Raw genomic sequence first — 18,837 nt, 5'->3', positions numbered from 1 at the left:
CCTCGGAACCCGTCCCCCCGCCCCCGCAGCCGGCCGCGGCCGCACGATCCAAGGAGCACACCCCGTGAACACCACGCACCGCAGGCACCGCAACCGGCACCGCACCACCGGGACCGTCCTCGTCGGCACCCTCGCCCTGCTGCTCGCGGCCACCGGATGCAGTTCCAAGGCGGAGGGCGGCGACGGGGGCGGCGACGCCGCCGACGGCATCCGCACCGGTCCCGGCGTCGGCGCCGAGACCATCAGGCTGGGCGCCCTCACCGACCTGACCGGCCCCTACGCCACGCTCGGCAAGAGCATCGTGCAGGCGCAGCAGATGTGGGCCGACGAGGTCAACGCCGAGGGCGGCATCTGCGACCGCAGGATCGAGATCGTCGTCAAGGACCACGGCTACGACGTGCAGAAGGCGGTCACCGCGTACGCCGACATCGCCCCGGACGTCGTGGCCCTGCCCCAGGTCATCGGCTCCCCGGTCGTCGCGGCCCTGCTCGACGACGTCGAGCGCGACAAGGTGCTCACCTTCCCGCAGGCCTGGGCGGCCTCCCTGCTCGGCAAGGACGCCATCCAGGTGCTGGGCACCACGTACGACGTCGACATGATCGCCGCGGTCGACTTCCTCACCCGCACCAAGGGCCTGAAGAAGGGCGACACGATCGGGCACGTCTACTTCGAGGGCGACTACGGCGCCAACGCGCTGGAGGGGTCCACCTGGGCGGCCGAGAAGGCCGGCCTGAAGGTGGCCGGCCAGAAGATCCAGGCGACGGACACCGACCTGTCCGCGCAGGTCTCGGCCCTGCGCAAGGAAGGGGTGAAGGCCGTCCTGATCAGCGCCGGTCCCGCGCAGACGGCCTCCCTGGTCGGCGTCGCGGCCTCCCGCGGCCTGCGCGTCCCGGTCGTCAGCAGCGCCCCCGGTTTCGCGCCCCAGCTGATGGAGACCCCGGCCGCGCCGGCCCTGGCGGCCCTGCTGAACGTGGTGAGCGCCGCGCCCGCGGTCAGCTCCGACCTGCCCGGGGTGCGGCGCATGGTGGCGGCCTACAAGAAGAAGTACCCGGACTCGCCGGTCGACTCCGGGGTGCTGTCCGGGTACAACGCCGCGCAGCTCCTGGGCACCGACCTGAAGAAGGCCTGCGAGGCGGGCGGTCTCACCCGCGAGGACGTCGTCGAGGCGCACCGCTCCCAGAAGAACGCCGACACCGGTCTCGGCACCGCGCAGGACTTCTCCGACGTCGACCGCCCCGCGAGCGTGAAGACGTACGTCCTGAAGCCCGACGCCGAGGCGGTCGGCGGCGTGGTGAACGAGGAGGACGCGCACACGGCTCCGGGCGTCGAGGAGTACCTGTCCTCGCGGTAGGAGCACGGCACGCCCGGACGGCTCCGGCGCACCCCGGGAGGGGACGCCGGGGCCGTCCGCGCGTGCGGGGCGGGGACGGGCCGTTCGCCCCGCACGAGGCACCCGCCGGCCGCCGGGCGCGGTCCGCACGGCGTCCTCCGCGCCGGCGGCGGGGCCGCGCTCCTCGGTGTCCGGGACGGCGGACCTCCGTCCGCCGAGGTCCCCGGGGCGGCGCTGCGGCGCGTCCTCGCCGTGCTGCGGCCGGCCCCCGCCGGGGCTGACGGACCGCCGGTGAACCGGCCGGACCCGGCCTCCCGCGTCCCGCGGGGCCGGCCCGTGCCGCGGGCGGGTCAGTCGGCCACCGCCTCGGGGTCGCGGTCGGACGCCGGCCAGACGTACGGCAGGTCGTCCGGCTCGCCGGGGAAGAGTTCCCCGTAGACGGCCGGGTCCTTGCGGACCAGCGCCGAGCGGTGGCTGCGGTGCAGGGCGTCGTCCCCGAGCCAGGGCGGCAGCTCACCGGCCTCGGCCAGCTCCCGCTGACCGCGCACCGGGGCGCCGGGCCGTACGGCGGCGAGATCGGCGACGAGGGTGGCGGCGCAGCTGTCCTGGTGGCCCCGGTCGCGCCAGACCCGGCAGATCTCCAGGCCGTACCGCACCAGCGCCTCCTCGTAGCCGGTCCACATGCGCACCGCCGGGTGCCGGCGCCAGCCGTAGCCGGGGACGATCAGGCCGCGCAGTACCTGGATCGCCTCGACCCGCTGCTTGCCGAGCCGGCGCCGGTCGAGCACCAGCGCCGACCCGCAGAAGTCGGGGTACGGCAGAAACGTCTGCATGGGTCCGTCCGAACCGTGGGGGAGGGCCGCGGCCGCGGAGCGCGGCTCACCGCACCACAGTTCCCCCTCCGCGGCGGCGCACACCCGGGCGGATCAGCCGAGGGCGCCCAGCCGGGCCTCACGCCACAGGTCGACGCCGCCGTCGGTGGCGTAGGTGTCGATCTCGGCCAGTTCCCCGGCGTCGAAGTCGAGGTTCTCCAGCGCGGCGACGTTCTGCTCCAGCTGCTCGACGCGGGAGGCGCCGATGACCAGCGAGGTGACCCGCGGGTCCCGCAGCGCCCAGGCCAGTGCCATCTGGGCGAGCGTCTGCCCGCGGCGGGCCGCGATGTCGTCGAGGGCCCGCAGGCGGCGCAGCATGTCGTCGGTCAGCCACGCGGTGTCGAACGACGTGCCCGCCGCCGCCCGGGAGTCCTGCGGGACGCCGTCCAGGTAGCGCCCGGTCAGCAGCCCCTGGGCGAGCGCCGTGAAGCCGATGACCCCGAAGCCCTCCTCCTGGGCCGCGTCCAGCAGCCCCTCCGTCTCGATCCAGCGGTTCAGCATGCTGTACGACGGCTGGTGGATCAGCAGCGGGGTCCCGAGGTCCCTCAGGATCGCGGCCGCCTCGCGGGTGCGCTCGGCGTCGTAGGAGGAGATGCCGACGTAGAGCGCCTTGCCCTGGCGCACCGCGGTGTCGAGCGCGCCCATGGTCTCCTCGAGCGGAGTGGTGGCGTCGAGGCGGTGGGAGTAGAAGATGTCCACGTACTCCAGTCCCGTGCGCTTCAGGGACTGGTCCAGCGAGGCGAGCAGGTACTTGCGGGAGCCGCCGCCCTGGCCGTAGGGGCCGGGCCACATGTCCCAGCCCGCCTTGGTGGAGATCACCAGCTCGTCCCGGTACGGAGCGAGGTCCTGCTTCATCAGCCGGCCGAAGTTGATCTCGGCGGCGCCGTAGGGCGGACCGTAGTTGTTCGCCAGGTCGTGGTGGGTGATGCCGAGGTCGAAGGCGCGCAGGGCGATCTCGCGCTGGGTCGCGAAGGGCCGGTCGTCGCCGAAGTTGTGCCAGTAGCCCAGGGACAGCAGGGGGAGGTCGAGCCCCGAGCGGCCGGTGCGCCGGTAGCGCATGGTGCCGTCGTAGCGCTCGGGGTGGGCGAGGTGGGTCATCGGGTCGTCTCCGGTGGTGCGATCAGGGGTGTCCCGTGGGATGGTGTGGATCCTTGCCCACAGTGCCCCCGAGTGATCGGGAAGTCCAACCGATCCTTCCCATGGGATTCAGCGACACCGCTTCTGAATCGCGGGCTCCGCGCGGAGCGGCCGGAACGACGGATTGGCGGCCGCGACCGGTGGGCAGGGAGGCAGAGAGTGTCATGAGCACGACTGCCCTTCCCCCACAAGGAGGTCGACCATGCACGTGCGTACCCTGACCGGCGGTCTGGCCGCGGTCCTGGTGATGTCCTTCCCGCTCCTGGGCGGCCAGGCCGTGGCCGCCCCCTCCGGCGACACCGCGGGCCCTTCGGCCGCCGCCCGCGTGCTCACCTACGACGCGAGCGGTGCCGCGGAGTTCAGGTCCGCGGTCGACCGTGGCGCGGCGATCTGGAACGAGAGCGTCGACACCGTGGAGCTGCGCCCCGCCGCGTCCGGACAGCGCGCCGACATCCGGGTCCTGGCGGACAGCGGCTGGCCGCGCGCCCTGCCCACCTCCCTGGGCAAGGGCACCGTCTACATCGGCCGCCAGGCCGTGAACCAGGGGTACAACACCGTCCGCATCTCGTCCCACGAGCTCGGCCACATCCTGGGCCTGCCGGACCGCAAGCCCGGCCCCTGCTCCAGCCTGATGTCCGGCTCCAGCGCGGGGACCTCGTGCACGAACCCCTACCCGAACGCGGCGGAGCGGGAGGAGGTCGAGGGGAACTTCGCGGGAGCGGCCTCCACCGGGACGCCGGTACCGGCGCCGCGGGCCGTCCCGGTCCCGGGCTGACCGGCCGCACGGCCCCGCGCACGGGACCGCCCGCCGCGGTGCTCATGTGACCGATGTGACGACTGAGGCGATCGAGGCTACAGTTGGGTCAGGTCACGGCGCCGGAGAACATCCGGAGTCGGCCCGTGCGTTGGTGGTCCAAGGAAAGACGCCCCGCTTCCTGCGGGGAGATGCAGGTGCAAGGCCTGCCCGGCGCTCCACTGCGAACCCCCGCCCCGGATCCCGGGGCGGGGGTTCGTGCTGTCGGGGGCGGTTCAGCGCTGCAGCGGCATGCTCCAGCAGTTGGAGGCGGCCGGCCTGCCCGCGAGCCGGTCGGCCAGCCAGGACACCGCGTCGCCCTGGTCGGTGAGGAGCGGGGCCAGGTGGTTGGTGAGGATCTTGTCGCCGAGGTTGGGCAGGGCGACGGCCTTGTAGGTGACGTCGGCGCCCTTGCGGCACCAGTCGACCGCCAACTGCCGGGACTGCGCGTGCGGCACGATGTCGTCCTGGACGCCGGTGACCAGCCGGACCGGCCCCGTGGGCTTCAGCGCGCCCAGGCGCTGCCGGTCGAGGACGGCCCGGGCGCGGGGCTCGCCGGCCATGACCTCCGCGATGCTCCTGCCGCTCGACGTCCACTTGGTGCTCTTGGTGAACCCGTGGCCGAAGATCCCGTCACCCACGCAGGCGGTGGAGATGTCCTTCAGCGCGGCCCGTCCCGTGGCGTTGACATGGGTGTCCACCACGTCGCGCAGATCGGGCTCGGCCTGCGCGAAGCCGTTGATCGCCCAGCCCAGCGCGGCGGCCAGGGCGCTGCCGTCGACGCCCTTCATGACCTCCGCCAGGTCGGCGGGCGGCGCACCGCTGTAGGTGCCGACGAGGTTCACCTCGGGCGCGTACGTCCGGTGGAGCTCGGCCGCGGAGGCACTGGCGCCGCCGCCCTGGCTGTAGCCGTACAGGCCCACCCGGGAGTCGGCCGTGACGGAGGCGCCCGGCACGGAGCGCGCCGCCCGCGCGGCGTCCAGCATGGCGTGGCCCTGGTCGACGCGGTTGACGTAGGTGTGGAGCCGGTCGGTCGCGCCGAGGCCGACGTAGTCCGTGACGACGACGGCCGCGCCGGTGCTCAGGAGGCGGTGGACCGCCAGGTTGTCGTAGCCGACCGACATGGTCTCCCCGGTGAGGACCAGCGGGCGTTCCAGCGCGAGCGAGGGTGCGCACTGGTCGCCCTGGCCCATGGTGCCCGAGCCCACGACCACCAGGGGCCGGGGGCCGCCGCCCTTCCAGGCCGCGGACGGCTCGATGTACGCGCCGGTCACCGCGACCCGCTCGCCGGTCGAGTCGGTGGACGTGTACATCAGGCGGGTGGCCGTGCCGGGCAGCGGCCTGCCGTCGAGGCCGGGCAGGCCCAGGGCGAGGCGCAACGGCTCGTGCCGGACCAGCGCGCCGTCGGCCGGCGGCAGTTCGGCGGGCGGGACGTAGAAGGCGGGGATGGTCACGCCGCGGGACACGACGGTGTCGCTCGCGGCGGAGGGCGGGGCGGCCACGCACACACAGGCGGTCGTGGCGACGACGGTGGTCAGCACACTGCTCAGACGGCTCACGGCTCGCTCCTCGCTCTGTTCAGGAAAGTGAACCGGAAACTAGCACCGCTTACTTACCGTCGGTAACGCACGTGTAAGTTACGGACCGGTAACTCTTTGCGGCCCGCCCGCGCCGGACATGCGGGAGCGGGCCCCGCCGGTCGCCCGGCGGGGCCCGCTGTCGGTGTGTCCGGTCAGGCCGTGTGCAGTGTCAGCCCGTAGCGGCTCAGGATCTCGTTGACCGGCTGGAACCAGGTCTCGCCCCCGCCGGAGCAGTTGCCCCAGCCGCCGGAGGTGACGCCCTGCGCCTGGTCGCCGCTGATGAACGCGCCGCCCGAATCGCCGGGTTCGGCGCAGACGCTCGTCTTCGTCATCTGGTGCACCGCGCCCTGGCTGTAGTTGACGGTCTCGTTCTTCGCCAGCACGGTGCCGCAGTGCCAGCGGGTCGTGGAGCCGGAGCGGCAGATCGAGGCGCCGACCGGTGCCTCCGCCGAGCCGCGCACCAGCCGGTCCGGGACCGTGCCCCAGCCGAGCACCACCGGAACCGTCCACCAGCCGCTGCCCACGTTGACCCACGCGTAGTCGTTGCCCGGGAACGAGGAGCCCTGGAAGGTGCCGATGTGCGAGCCGTCCCAGCCCCTGACCGCGGCGCCGGTGCCGCCGCAGTGCCCGGCGGTGACGAATCCCCCGTGGACCGAGAAGCCTATGGAGCAGCGGGCGTTGCCGGTGTAGTAGGGGTCGCCGCCCACCGTTCCCGCCGCGAAGGTGCGGGCCGCGGCCGGCGCGGTCCGCACCGTGACCGGGCCGGCCGCGCGGGCCCGGTCGACGAACCGGCGGACATCGTTGTCGTCCCGCTCGCCGTCGACGACGTTCACCACGACCGAGTTGGCGGCCGGGTCCACGGACCAACTGCTGACGCCCGAGGGCGCGTCGAGGCGGTCGATGCGGGACTTGGCCGCGTCGAGCTGCCGTGCGCTGTGCTCGACGGTGCGGACCCGCGCGCCGGAATCCCGCAGGGCCCGGACCGTGGAGGCGTCGGCGTCCGGGGTGACGGCGACGGTCAGCTTCTCGCTCCCGGTGTCGAACCAGGCGCCGCCGTAGGCGGATCCGGCGGTTCTGCGGGCTTCGGGCGCGAGCTCGGTGGCCGCGCGTTCGGCGGCCAGCCGGGACTCGGCCTCGGCGCGGGACAGGCCGAAGTCCCGCTGCATCGCCCGCACCAGACCGGCGGAGGCGGGCGCGGAGTCGGGGGAGGAGGCGGAAGTGGGGGGAGCGGAGGTGCCGTTCGCCGCGGCGGGCGCGGCGCCGGCCGCGGTCCAGCCGCCGATCAGGAGCAGGACGGCCACGCCGGCACGGGTGAGTCCGATGCGTCTCATCGAAGGTGCCCTTCGTCGTTCCAGGAAGGTGGGGGTGGAACAACCGCAGAGTGAGAGCGCTCTCAACGGGGTCGAGCAGAGCCTAGCGGCCCGCTCCTGTCAGGTCTATGCCAATGCGGGGCCCTTTTCGCTCCTCGCACGGGGCGGCAGGGCCCCTTCCGTCAAAGGGCGTCGGCGTCGGCCCGTGCCGCCGGGCGGGGCCGCCGACCCGGCCCGGCGGCACGGTGCCGGCGGCGCTCCGTCACGACTCGGGAGGAATGCGCAGGGCGAGCAGGGCCACGTCGTCGTCGTTCCCGGAAGGACGCGCGCGCTCCAGCAGGAGGTCGGTGAACGCCTCCAGCGGGCGGTGCGCCAGGGAGGCGGCGTGCCGGCGCAGCAGGTGCAGACCCTCGTCGAGGGAGCGGCCGGGCGTCTCGATGAGGCCGTCGGTGTAGAGCAGCAGCGTGGCACCGGGCGGCAGTTCGGCCGAGGCGTCGGGACGCGGCCCGGGGGACCCGGCGCCGAGGAGGATGCCGTGCCCCTCGGTGAGGTAGCGGGCCTGGCCGTCGGAGGTGACCAGGAGCGGCGGCGGGTGGCCGGCGTTGGTCCACCACAGCCGGCACCGGCCGTCGTCGAACGTCATCCGGGCGAACAGCAGGGTGGCCATGGTGACTTCGGTGATGTGCAGGACGGCCTGGTCCAGCCGCTCGACGATCCTGCTCGGAGTCTCCTGCTGCGCCCAGGCGTAGGCGCGGAGCATGTTGCGGATCTGCGCCATGCCCGCCGCCGCGTCGAGATCGTGTCCGACGACGTCCCCGATGGCCAGCGCGGTGGCACCGTCCGACAGGGTGAACGCGTCGTACCAGTCGCCCCCCACCTGCGAGGCGTCGGGCGCCGCCAGGTACCTGGCGGTCATCTGCAGACCGGGCACCTGCGGGAGTTGGGGCAGGAGATGGCGCTGCATGGTCTCGGCGACCTTGCGCTGCCGCTGGTAGAGACGGGCGTTGTCCAGGGCCAGCCCGGCCCGGCGGGTGATGTCCTCGAGCAGGGGGAGGTCGGCGGCCGTGAGCGGATCCGGCTGCTGGGACCGGCCCAGGGTCAGGGCTCCCAGCACCTCGCGCACGCCCCTGATCGGCGCGATGGCCGCCGAGTGGATGCCGGTCTCCTCGAAGAGGCGCCGCTGTTCGACGGCGATTCCGGAATCGGGCGCCCCCAGGTAGGTCTCCGGCCCGGCGAGCGCCGAGGACACCCCCCGCAGCGCGCGGGAGAGGGGCTTCATGGAGCCCTGGAGCACCGGCGGCATCGGACCCTGCAGGTCCTCCCGGTGCACGAGCTCCCCGTCCTCCGCGTGCACCACCACCGTGCGCCGCACCTCGCCGTGTTCGGTGATCAGGTCGACGATCGCCCAGTCCGCGAGCTGCGGCACGACCAGGCTCACCAGCCGGCGCAGCGCCTGCTCGACGTCGAGGGTGGAGGTCAGCTGGGTGGTCGTCTCGGCCAGCAGGGCCAGCCGCTCCAGCTCCGACAGGGGGCCGTGGAACCGGTTCGCCTCGGCGCCGGCCGCGTCGTGCTCCCGCGGGAGGTGGAGGACCACCAGGGTCATCTCCGCCCCGCTGTCCAGTTGGAGCGGGGTGAGCAGCCACGAGACGGGGACGAGGGAGCCGTCGCCCCGCTCGAACCACTCCTCGTCGGACTGCATCGTCCGGCGGGCCACGTAGGCCTCCCGCATCCCGCACTGCGTCCGGGGCAGCGGAGCACCGTACCGGTTGCGGTGCAGCAGGTCGTGCGCGTCGTGGTCGAGCAGCTCTCCGGCCGGGCGGGCCAGCAGCCGCTCGGCGTGCGCGTTGACGGCGACGATGCGCCCCTGCTCGTTCACCGCGTAGGCGGCGGTGCCGAGGGCGGCCAGCAGCGCGGAGAGCGGGGGCGGCACGGCCGGCGGGTGCTGATCCTCGGTGCTGCCCACGGCGTCCGGGCCCGTCACGTGTCGCCTCCTCGGCCGGTCTGAGCGGGGATCGGGTGTACCGAGAACCTCCTCGTCCCGCTCCGGCGCGTGAGGCCCCTCCTGCCAGTATCCCGTGAAGGGGCCGCGCGAACCCGTCGTGACGCGGTTCTCACCGCGGTCCCCGCAGGCGTGCCGGAGCCGCGTGCGGCTCCCCGGGGACGGCGCGGCCGGCGACGAGGCGACGGCCGGGCCCGCCGGAGCGGCCGGGGCCGCGGGGTCCGGCCCCGGCGTGAGGGGCGGGACACCCGTGGCGCCCTGCGGCCGGCGCGGACCGAGTGCGCCGCGTGGCGAGGCGGAGGGCTTGACGGGGCGGGACGCGCTCGGCGCTACTGGAAGACGTGCCGGGCGCATGACCGAGGGGGGCCGCCCGGTGCCGGCCCGCTCTTCCCACCCCCGCCGGGATGCACGTCGAAGGGGTGACCGGTGCGGTCTCGCTGGGCAGCGGCAGTGGTCGTGCTGGCCTCGATGCTGCTCCTGCACCTGTGCGCCCCGGCGCTCGCGGCCGGCCCCCGCGCCACGGTCCACCCCGCGGCGGTGTCGCACGGTGAAGCGGTGCCGGCCGCACCCGAGGGCGTCTTCACGCCCTCCCCGGACGGGGCGGACACCTCGGTCCACCGCCTCCTCGCCCGCTCGCCGAGGTCCCCGGGGACGGCCGGGGCCCACCCCCCGGCCCCGGGCGCCCCGCCGGCGGCGACCGCGGAGCCGCGGACCGCCGCTTCCCGCCCGCTCCGGCCGCCGCAGCGCCGGGGGCCGGGCGACGCGGTCCGCACGGTCACCGCCTTGCAGACGTTTCGCTGCTGACCGACGGCAGTACCGCCCCGGAGCCCGCGTCGTGCGGTCCGGGTCCGGTCCGCCGACCGGTACCGGCCCCCCGCGACGAGCGGGCTTTCACGTCCCGCGATCCCGACGACACAGGAGACATCCATGCAGGGAAAGCGCGTTCTCGTCGTGCGGCCGGACGAACTGGGCCCGAGCGAGCACAAGGCGTGGAGACACCTGCGCCTGGAGTCCGGCGCACCGCACAACCCGTTCCTCGACCCGGCGTTCACCGCGGCGGTGGGGCAGGTCAGGCCGGGTGCCAGGGTGGCCGTGCTGCGGCAGGACGGCACACCGGTCGGTTTCTTCCCGTACGAGAGGGGGCCGTGGGGGCGGGGCCGGGCCATCGGCGCGGGGGTGTCGGACAGCCAGGGCGCCGTTCTGCGCCCCGGCATCCGGCTCGACCCGCGCGCCCTGCTGACGGCCTGCGGGCTCTCCTCCTGGGAGTTCGACAACCTGGAGGCGGGCCAGCACCTCTTCGTCCCGCACGCCGTCGCGGAACTCGCCAGTCCGGTGATCGACCTCGACGGCGGCTTCGCGCACTACGCCGAGCGGCTGCGGGCGCGCTCACCCGGCTTCCTCAAACAGACCCGGGCCAAGGAACGCAGGCTCGCCCGGCAGGTGGGCGAGGTGCGGTACGTCCATGACGCCCGGGACCCGGAGGCGCTGCGCGCGCTGATGCGCTGGAAGTCCGCCCAGTACCGGCGGACGGGCCGGCGGGACCGGTTCGCACAGGAGTGGATCACGCGGCTGGTGGACCTGCTCGCGCACGGCGACGACCCCGAGTGCCGCGGGCTGCTCTCCGTGCTGTACGCCGGCGGCCGCCCCGTGGCCGCCCACTTCGGGTTGCGCTCGCCCACGGTGCTCTCCTGGTGGTTCCCGGCGTACGACCGCGCCTACGGCAGGTACTCGCCCGGGCTGGTGCTGCACTTGCGGATGCTGGAGGCGGCGGCGGCCGACGGCATCCGCACGGTCGACCTGGGCAGCGGACCGGCCCGCTACAAGGACTCGCTCAAGACCCGTGAACTGCGGGTCTACGAGGGCGCCGTGGTGCGGCCGGGGCCGGGCGGGGCCGTGTACCGGCTGGGCCGGGAGCCGGCGAGGGCGGCCCACCGCTTCGTCCGCGACCGCCCCCGGCTGGCCGGCGCGGCCAGGCGCGTCCTTCAGGAGGCGGGCCGGCTGCGCGACCGCTGACCCGGTCCGGCGTACGCCGGCGCCGGTGCGCGCGGTCGCTCCCGCCGGCCACCCCCCCTTCCCGACGCGGACGACGTCCTGGCGGGACCGGTCGTCTCCCCCGTGCGCCTACGTCTTCATGACGGTGATCTCGGTGCTCAGGCCCCGGGGCCCGACCCGCCGGGGCCGCCGCCCGCGGGCCGCCCGACCGCCGAGGACCGCCGAACCGGCCCGCGGGTGAGCCGCGGGCGTCCGCCGTCGCGTCACAGGGTGCGCTCCAGGCGGTCCGCCAGCAACTGCACGAAGCGTGCCGGGTCCTTCGGCCGGCCGCCCTCCGCCACCACGGCCAGGGCGTGCAGCAGTTCGGCGGTCCCGGTGAGCTCCGAACGGTCCTCGCGCTCCCGGTACGCCTGGTTCAGGGCCTTCACCAGCGCGTGGTCCGCGTTGAGTTCGAGGATGCGCCGGGTGCGCGGCACCTCCTGGCCCATGGCCCGGTACATGCTCTCCAGCGCCGGCGTGAGGTCGTGCGCGTCGGCCACGAGACAAGCCGGGGACACCGTCAGGCGCGTCGACAGGCGCACCTCCTTGACGTCCTCGTCCAACTGCTCCCGCATCCAGCCGAGCAGACCGGCGTACTCCTCGGCCTGCTTCTCCCGGTCCTCCCCGGCCTTCTCGTCCCCCTGTGCGCCGAGGTCGATCTCGCCCTTGGCGATCGACCGCAGCGGCTTGCCCTCGTACTCGCCCACGGCGTCGACCCACACCTCGTCGACGGGGTCGGTGAGCAGCAGCACCTCGATGCCCCGCTCCCGGAACGCCTCCATGTGCGGGGAGCTGTCGATGCTCTCCCGGGACTCGCCGGTGAGGTAGTAGACGGCGTCCTGCCCGTCGCGCATCCGCTCCACGTACTGCTTCAGCGTGACGCTCTCCCCGTCGCCGTGCGTGGTCGCGAACGAGGCCACCGCGAGGACGGCGTCGCGGTTGTCGGAGTCGGTGACCAGTCCCTCCTTCAGCACGGTGCCGAACTCCCGCCAGAACGTGGCGTACCGCTCGGGGGCCTCGGTCATCATGCTCTTGACCGACGACAGCACCTTCTTCGTCAGGCGGCGCTGCATCATGCGGATGTGCCGGTCCTGCTGGAGGATCTCGCGGGACACGTTGAGCGAGAGGTCCTGCGCGTCGACGACACCCTTCACGAAGCGCAGGTACGGCGGCAGCAGCGCCTCGCAGTCGTCCATGATGAACACGCGCTTCACATAGAGCTGCACCCCGCGCTTGAAGTCCCGGGTGAACAGGTCGTGCGGCGCGTGCGCCGGGAGGAACAGCAGGGCCTGGTACTCGAACGTGCCCTCGGCCCGCATCCGGATGGTCTGCAGCGGGTCGCGCCAGTCGTGGCTGATGTGCTTGTACAGCTCGTGGTACTCGTCCTCGGACACCTCCTCGGGCGAGCGCGCCCACAGCGCCTTCATCGAGTTCAGCGTCTCGGGTTCGGCCGCCCCGCCGTCCTCGCCCCGCTCACCGACGAGCCGGACGGGCCAGGTGATGAAGTCCGAGTAGCGCTTGACGATCTCCTTGATCTTCCACACCGAGGTGTAGTCGTGGAGCTGGTTGTCGGGATCGGCCGGCTTGAGGTGCAGGGTGACCGACGTGCCCTGCGGCGCGCCGTCGACCCGCTCCAGCGTGTACGTGCCCTCGCCGCGCGACGACCAGCGGGTGCCCTGCTCCTCGCCCGCGCGCCGGGTCAGCACGGTGACCTCGTCCGCCACCATGAAGGCGGAGTAGAAGCCGACGCCGAACTGGCCGATCAGCCCCTCCGTGCCGGCCGCGTCCTGCGCCTCGCGCAGCTCCCGCAGGAACTCGGCGGTGCCGGAGTTGGCGATCGTGCCGATGAGCTGCCCGACTTCGTCGTACGACATCCCGATGCCGTTGTCCCGCACGGTGAGCGTACGGGCGTCCCCGTCGATCTCGAGCTCGATGTGCAGATCGGAGACGTCGGCGTCGAGCGAGTCGTCCCGCAGCGCGGCCAGACGCAGCTTGTCGAGCGCGTCGGAGGCGTTGGAGACGAGTTCGCGGAGGAAGACGTCCTTGTTCGAGTAGACCGAGTGGATCATCAGCTGGAGCAGCTGACGGGCCTCTACCTGGAACTCAAACGTTTCGGTCGGCATGGTTCGCGGTTACCTCACTGATCCGTGGAGTGACGGGAACTGGCGCGGTAACTGTAATAAAACACAGCGTCACGGCGTCACCGTGCGCCGGTGCCGCCCACCGCCGCGTCCAGGAGGGGGCCGAGTTCGCGGGAGACCGCGGTCAGGGCGCGGACGTCCCGCTCGGCGCGGGCCATGAGGATCGCCCCCTCCAGGGAGCTGATCATGAGTGTGGCCAGCGGCTCGGCGCGTTCCTCGGGCACGCCCATGCCGGACAGGGCCCGGGCCACCGCACCGGTCCAGTGGGTGAAGGCGGCGGACGCGGCCTCGCGCGTCGACGCGACGGAGCCGGCGCGGTCCACGGTGGCGGCGGCGACGGGGCAGCCGCCGCCGAAGCCGGCGGCCTCGTACTCGTCGGTCCACTGGCGGACCATCTGCGCGAACAGCCCGGCGGGCGTGGGCTCGGCAAGCGCCGCCAGGAACCGGTCGACACGCCGGGCCGCGTACCGGCCCGCCCAGTCCACCGCCTCGTTGACGAGCTGCTCCTTGCCACCGGGGAAGTAGTGCTGGAGCGATCCGCGCGGTGCCCGCGCGTGCGCGGCCACCTCCCGCATCCCCGTGGCGGCGACCCCGTCGCGCCGGATGAGCTGGGCCGCGCTGAAGACCATCCGCTCACGCGGACCCCGCTCGGACACCGCCATCCCGACCTCCCGCCACCGGATCCCCACCCCCGCAACCCTATGACCGCTGTCATGGCGGCCGCTACTATGACAGCGGTCATAAGGAGTGGCGCCGGTGCCCGCCCCGCGGGTCCGCGGGCGTCCACGAGAGCGGCGGCGCCCGGACCGCGGCGCGGGCCGGGAACGGCGGTGCATCGTGTACGTCGGCTTCATCGGGCTCGGGGTCATGGGCCGGCCCATGGCGCTCAACCTCGCCCGCGCCGGGACGCCCCTCGTCGTCTGGAACCGCACCGCCGCCCGGTGCGCACCGCTGCGCGACGCCGGAGCGGAGGTCGCCCGGGGCCCCGCCGAGGTCTTCGACCGGGCGGGCACCGTGATGCTCATGACGGCCGACGAGGCGGCGACCGATGCGGTGCTGGGACGCGGCACCCCGGAGTTCGCCGCCCGCGTCGCGGGCCGCACCGTCGTCCACATGGGCACCACGTCGCCGGAGTACTCGGCCGGCCTGGAGGCCGCCGTCCGTGCCGCGGGCGGTGCGTACGCGGAGGTCCCCGTCTCCGGCTCACGGGTCCCCGCCGAGCAGGGGCGGCTGGTCGCGATGCTGGCGGGCGACGCCTCCGCCGTGGCGGCCGTGCGGCCCCTGCTCGCCCCCATGTGCCACGAGACGTTCGACTGCGGTCCGGTCCCGAACGCCCTGCTGATGAAGCTCTCGGTGAACCTGTTCCTGATCACCCAGGTCACCGGACTGACCGAGGCGTTCCACTTCGCCGACCGGCACGGGCTCGACCGCCGCCGCTTCCTCGACGTGCTGGACGCGGGCCCGATGGCCAGCGCCGTCTCGCGGATGAAGGCCCCCAAGCTGCTCGCCCGCGACTTCGCCGTCCAGGCCGCGGCCACGGACGTGCTCAAGAACAACCGCCTGATCGCCCGGGCCGCCCGTGAGGCCGGCCTGGCCTCCCCGCTCCTCGACGTCTGCCACACCCTCTTCGGCGAGACCGTGGCACGGGGGCACGGGAACGAGGACATGGTGGCCGTGCTGCACGCGCTGGAGGCCAGGACGGACGGCGCGCCCGCCGGCGCTCCGGCGGACGAAGGGGCGGGTGAAGGCGCGGTTGAAGGGACGGGCGAAGGCGCGGACGGGAGTCCGTGACGTCCGGCCGGACCCGGGCGGCCGGACGGTTCCGTCGCCCGGCGTGCGAGCATGGGGCGAATGAGCATCCTCCGCAGGAACAACGTCCGTGTCACCGGACGCGCCGCCGGCCGCACGGTCGTCCTGGCGCACGGCTTCGGCTGCGACCAGAACATGTGGCGCCTGGTCGAGCCGGTCCTGGCCGAGAACTTCCGGGTGGTGCTCTTCGACTACGTGGGGGCCGGCCGCTCCGACCTGTCGGCCTGGCGGGAGGAGCGCTACCGCGAACTCGACGGCTACGCCCGTGACGTGCTGGAGGTCTGCGAGGAGCTGGACCTGCGGGACGCCGTCCTCGTCGGCCACTCCGTGAGCGCGATGGTCGGCGTGCTGGCCCGCGCCGCGGCCCCGGAGCGGATCGGCTCCCTGGTCATGGTGTGCCCGTCCCCGTACTACCTGGACGAGGACGGCTACCGCGGTGGCTTCAGCGCGGAGGACATCGACGAACTCCTGGAGTCGCTGGAGTCGAACTACCTCGGCTGGTCGGCGGCCATGGCCCCCGTCATCATGGGCAACCCGGACCGGCCCGAACTGGGCGAGGAGCTCACCAACAGCTTCTGCGCGACCGACCCCGGCATCGCCCGGGTCTTCGCGCGCACGACGTTCCTGTCCGACAGCCGCGAGGACCTCCGGAGCGTCACCGCGCCCACCCTGATCCTGGAGTGCGAGCAGGACGTCATCGCACCCCGGGAGGTCGGCGCGTACGTCCACTCCGCGATACCCGGCAGCCGGCTGGTGACGCTCGCCGCCACCGGCCACTGCCCCCAGCTCAGCGCTCCGGAGGCCACCGCCTCGGCGATCTCCGCCTTCGTGTCGGACCTCGGTCGATGAACGCGGGAAAGGGCGGCCCGGGCGGAGGCGTGCCCGGTACCGACGCGGCCTTCAGCGCGCTGCTGGAGGACTCCGCCGAGGACCTGTACGAGTCGGCGCCGTGCGGCTACCTTTCCACGCTGATGGACGGCACCATCGCCAAGATCAACGCGACGCTGCTGGGCTGGCTGGGCCTCTCCCGCGACCAGGTCGTGGGCCGGATGCGCTTCGGCGACCTGCTCACCGTCGGCGGCAAGCTCTACCACGAGACCCACTTCGCCCCGCTGCTGCGCATGCAGGGGCACCTCGGCGGCATCGCCCTGGAGATGAGGACCGCGACGGGCTCCCGGCTGCCGGTGCTGGTCACCTCGACCGTCAAGAAGACCGACGGCGGCGAACCCCTGCTGATCAGGACCACCGTCTTCGACGCCACCGACCGGCGCGCCTACGAGGAGGAACTGCTGCGCGCCCGTCGCGCGGCCGATGAGGCGCGCCGGCAGGCCGAGGCCGAACGCGAGCGGCTGCACGAGGCGCTGGCCGTGCTCCAGCACAGCCTGCTGCCGGCCGCCCTGCCCGACATCCCCGGCATGGAGACCGCCTGCTACTACCACACGGCCTCCGCGAGCCGGCTGGGCGGCGACTTCTACGACCTGTTCCCGCTCGGCGGCGACCGGTTCGCCTTCTTCCTCGGCGACGTCTGCGGCAAGGGGCCGCAGGCCGCCGCGCTGACCTCCCTCACCCGCTACACCCTGCGGGCCGCCGCGCTCCACGATCCCGACCCCGTCGCCAACCTGAGCATCCTCAACACCGTCCTGCTGGACCGGTACACCGGCGACGACCCGCGGTACTGCACCGCCGTGGCCGGTGTGCTGGAACGGGCGGGGGACGCGGTGCACGTCCACCTGGCTTCCGGCGGCCACCCTCCCGCGCTGGTCCTGCGCGGGGACGGCCGGGTGGAACACCTCTCCACCCGGGGCGGCATGCTGATCGGCGTGCTGCCCTCGGCGCAGTTCGTCCCGGCCCGCACCACCCTGCACCCGGGCGACACGCTGCTGCTCTACACCGACGGCCTCACCGAGGCCCGTACCGGCGACAACCGCGAGCTCTACGGCGACGAGGCCCTGGAGTCCTTCGCCGCCGGCCTCGCTCCCGCCCGTCCCCGCCGTGTGGTCGAGGCCCTGACGGGTCTGCTGCACGGCTTCGGCGACGGACTGGACGACGACACCGCCCTGCTCGCCCTCGGCCTCCCCTCCCGTACCGACCGCACCGGCCGCACCGACACCGGATCCACAACCTCAGCATGAAGCCTTTGACGATCACCGCGTCGCACGTTCCCGCCGGCCTCGCCCTCGAGGTCGCCGGCGACCTCGACCACACCAACGCGCAGGAACTGCGCCACGCCGCGCAGGACGGCGACCTCCCGCCCGGCCGGTTCCTGGTGGTGGACCTGAGCGAGCTGGCGTTCTGCGACTCGAGCGGCATCACCGCGCTGATCGCCGCGCACCACCACGCCGTCGCGGCCGGGGCCGGCATGGTCCTGGTGGCCGTGCCCGCCCCCACGAGGCGCCTGCTGCACATGACCGGTCTCGACCGGATGTTCGACATCCGCGACGACGCGGCATCGCTGCTCGGCCGTTGAGGGCGCCCCGCCCCCGGCGCCCCGACCCGGTCGTGACGGGTCGCGACCGGCCCGCTCGACGCCCTCGACGGCGCCGCCCGGGGTGAAAACCGCAGCCCATGGCACCGGCACCTCCGCCGGGATATGACCCGGAGGCGTGCGAGCGGCGCATTCGGGGCACCCGGGACACGCCGACCCGCCCACCGGGTGACCGAAGGCGGGCGGGGACGGCGTACGACTACGGGCAAGGGGACGAGCGGTGACCGTACGCATCGGGGCAGAGGAAGAATTTCACGTACTGGACGTGGAGAGCGGCCGTCTGGTGCCGCGCGCCGACGTGCTGCTCGACCGGCTGGACAGAGCCGGGTTCACACGTGAACTGCAGCAGTCGGTGGTGGAGAGCAACAGTCAGGTGCACGACACCCTCGACGGGCTCCACGCGGACCTGGTCGGAGCCCGGCGACGGCTCGACGCGGCCGCCTCCTCCGCCGGGCTGGCGGTCGTGGCCGCGGGCACCGTCCCGCTGGCCCGCGTCACCTCGCGGGACGTCACCGAGGATCCCCGCTACCGGCGCATGGCCGACGACTACCGCAGGATCGCCGACGAGCAACTCATCTGCAGCGCGCAGATCCACGTCGACGTACCGGACCGGGACACCGCCGTGCGCGCCATGTGCCCGGTGTCCCCCTGGCTGCCGCCGCTGCTGGCGCTGTCGGCCAGTTCACCGTTCTGGCTCGGGTCCGACACCGGCTACGCCAGCTGGCGCACCATGCTGTGGCAGCGCTGGCCGACCGCGGGTCCCGTCGGCTGCTACGAGAGCGCCGCCGACTACGACGCCGCCGTGCGGGAGCTGATCGGCTCGGGCGTCATCAGCGACCCCGGGATGCTCTACCACGACGTCCGGCCGTCGGCCCACCAGCGCACGCTGGAACTGCGCATCTGCGACGCCTCGCCCCGCGCCGAGACCGTGGTCCTGGTCGCCGGGCTCTTCCGCGCCCTGGTGCGCGACGCCGTCGGCCGCCTGGAGCGTGGAACGGCCCCCCACTGCGACGGGCACCACGAATGGCTGCGCGCCGCCACCTGGCGTGCGGCGCGCTCGGGCCTCGAAGGAGAGCTCGTCGATCCGGCGACCCGCCGCGCGGCCCCGGCCCCCGTCGTCCTGCGCGGGATGCTGGACCGGCTGCGCCCGGCACTGGAGGCCTCCGGCGACTGGGACACCGTGCGCGCGCTGCTCGAGGAGGCCCTCGCCACCGGGAGCGCGGCGCACCGGATGCGCCGGGCGGCACAGAACGAGGGACTGCTCACCGGCATCGACCTGATGGCCGCCGAGACCCGCGGCGGCCGCGCCGCCTCCCGCGTCTTCGGCCCCCGCCTCCGGCGCCCCGCCGG

16 protein-coding genes and 1 tRNA gene are annotated in these 18,837 nt (G+C 73.9%); 10 read left to right on the top strand and 7 right to left on the bottom strand.

The window, feature by feature from the left end:
• Positions 1-64: 64 nt before the first annotated feature.
• Positions 65-1,351 carry an ABC transporter substrate-binding protein gene (locus B7L92_RS06910; RefSeq protein ID WP_081236574.1) on the top strand — a complete coding sequence of 429 codons (1,287 nt, stop codon included), beginning with the start codon at positions 65-67 and terminating at the stop codon, positions 1,349-1,351.
• Between the two features lie 329 nt (positions 1,352-1,680).
• Here B7L92_RS06910 and B7L92_RS06905 read toward each other — a convergent pair whose 3' ends face one another.
• Positions 1,681-2,163, bottom strand: a complete 483-nt coding sequence (locus tag B7L92_RS06905) for an MSMEG_6728 family protein (protein ID WP_081236575.1) — start codon at positions 2,161-2,163, stop codon at positions 1,681-1,683.
• A gap of 93 nt (positions 2,164-2,256) precedes the next feature.
• A complete protein-coding gene (gene mgrA / locus B7L92_RS06900) occupies positions 2,257-3,300 on the bottom strand; it encodes an L-glyceraldehyde 3-phosphate reductase (RefSeq protein ID WP_081236573.1) in 1,044 nt (347 codons plus the stop codon).
• 241 nt (positions 3,301-3,541) lie between these two features.
• Between mgrA and B7L92_RS06895 the strand changes: the two genes are divergently transcribed.
• Both B7L92_RS06895 and B7L92_RS06890 read left to right on the top strand, forming a co-directional pair.
• Positions 3,542-4,114: a snapalysin family zinc-dependent metalloprotease gene (locus tag B7L92_RS06895; RefSeq protein WP_081236572.1), complete on the top strand. Its 573-nt coding sequence runs from the start codon at positions 3,542-3,544 to the stop codon at positions 4,112-4,114.
• Between the two features lie 127 nt (positions 4,115-4,241).
• A tRNA-Gly gene (locus B7L92_RS06890) sits at positions 4,242-4,314 on the top strand.
• A 54-nt stretch (positions 4,315-4,368) separates the two neighbouring features.
• On the opposite strand, the gene B7L92_RS06885 is transcribed toward B7L92_RS06890, so the two are convergent.
• The 3 genes from B7L92_RS06885 to B7L92_RS06875 all read right to left on the bottom strand — a co-directional run bounded on the left by B7L92_RS06885 (position 4,369) and on the right by B7L92_RS06875 (position 9,003).
• Positions 4,369-5,691 carry a lipase family protein gene (locus B7L92_RS06885; protein ID WP_081236571.1) on the bottom strand — a complete coding sequence of 441 codons (1,323 nt, stop codon included), beginning with the start codon at positions 5,689-5,691 and terminating at the stop codon, positions 4,369-4,371.
• 173 nt (positions 5,692-5,864) lie between these two features.
• Positions 5,865-7,043 carry a S1 family peptidase gene (locus B7L92_RS06880; protein ID WP_081236570.1) on the bottom strand — a complete coding sequence of 393 codons (1,179 nt, stop codon included), beginning with the start codon at positions 7,041-7,043 and terminating at the stop codon, positions 5,865-5,867.
• A gap of 241 nt (positions 7,044-7,284) precedes the next feature.
• Positions 7,285-9,003, bottom strand: a complete 1,719-nt coding sequence (locus B7L92_RS06875) for a PP2C family protein-serine/threonine phosphatase (RefSeq protein WP_081236569.1) — start codon at positions 9,001-9,003, stop codon at positions 7,285-7,287.
• Positions 9,004-9,447: 444 nt separating this feature from the next.
• Here B7L92_RS06875 and B7L92_RS06870 point away from each other — a divergent pair, with 444 nt between their 5' ends.
• Both B7L92_RS06870 and B7L92_RS06865 read left to right on the top strand, forming a co-directional pair.
• A complete protein-coding gene (locus B7L92_RS06870) occupies positions 9,448-9,825 on the top strand; it encodes a hypothetical protein (RefSeq protein WP_081236568.1) in 378 nt (125 codons plus the stop codon).
• A gap of 123 nt (positions 9,826-9,948) precedes the next feature.
• Positions 9,949-11,034, top strand: coding sequence for a GNAT family N-acetyltransferase (locus B7L92_RS06865; RefSeq protein ID WP_081236567.1), 1,086 nt, complete (start codon positions 9,949-9,951; stop codon positions 11,032-11,034).
• A gap of 242 nt (positions 11,035-11,276) precedes the next feature.
• Here B7L92_RS06865 and htpG read toward each other — a convergent pair whose 3' ends face one another.
• Positions 11,277-13,175 carry a molecular chaperone HtpG gene (gene htpG / locus B7L92_RS06855; RefSeq protein WP_081236566.1) on the bottom strand — a complete coding sequence of 633 codons (1,899 nt, stop codon included), beginning with the start codon at positions 13,173-13,175 and terminating at the stop codon, positions 11,277-11,279.
• Positions 13,176-13,252: 77 nt separating this feature from the next.
• Positions 13,253-13,855, bottom strand: coding sequence for a TetR/AcrR family transcriptional regulator (locus tag B7L92_RS06850; RefSeq protein ID WP_081236565.1), 603 nt, complete (start codon positions 13,853-13,855; stop codon positions 13,253-13,255).
• Between the two features lie 175 nt (positions 13,856-14,030).
• Here B7L92_RS06850 and B7L92_RS06845 point away from each other — a divergent pair, with 175 nt between their 5' ends.
• From B7L92_RS06845 to B7L92_RS06825, 5 genes are all read left to right on the top strand, one after another.
• Entirely contained in the window at positions 14,031-14,984 is a 954-nt protein-coding gene (locus B7L92_RS06845; protein ID WP_081236564.1) for an NAD(P)-dependent oxidoreductase, read from the top strand.
• A 60-nt stretch (positions 14,985-15,044) separates the two neighbouring features.
• Entirely contained in the window at positions 15,045-15,851 is an 807-nt protein-coding gene (locus B7L92_RS06840) for an alpha/beta fold hydrolase (protein WP_081236563.1), read from the top strand.
• Complete coding sequence (locus B7L92_RS06835; RefSeq protein ID WP_081236562.1) at positions 15,848-17,134, top strand: PP2C family protein-serine/threonine phosphatase; 1,287 nt, start codon at positions 15,848-15,850, stop codon at positions 17,132-17,134. Before B7L92_RS06840 ends, B7L92_RS06835 begins: the two co-directional genes overlap by 4 nt.
• On the top strand, positions 17,131-17,469 hold the full coding sequence (locus tag B7L92_RS06830; RefSeq protein ID WP_081236561.1) for an STAS domain-containing protein: 339 nt from the start codon (positions 17,131-17,133) through the stop codon (positions 17,467-17,469). Before B7L92_RS06835 ends, B7L92_RS06830 begins: the two co-directional genes overlap by 4 nt.
• A 238-nt stretch (positions 17,470-17,707) precedes the next feature.
• The coding region (locus B7L92_RS06825; protein ID WP_107501393.1) for a carboxylate-amine ligase at positions 17,708-18,837 on the top strand (1,130 nt) is incomplete at its 3' end.

The sequence above is a fragment of the Streptomyces viridosporus genome (genome assembly GCF_002078235.1).
GTDB classification, from domain to species: Bacteria; Actinomycetota; Actinomycetes; order Streptomycetales; family Streptomycetaceae; genus Streptomyces; species Streptomyces viridosporus.
This window is presented reverse-complemented; position numbering and strand designations above follow the sequence as displayed.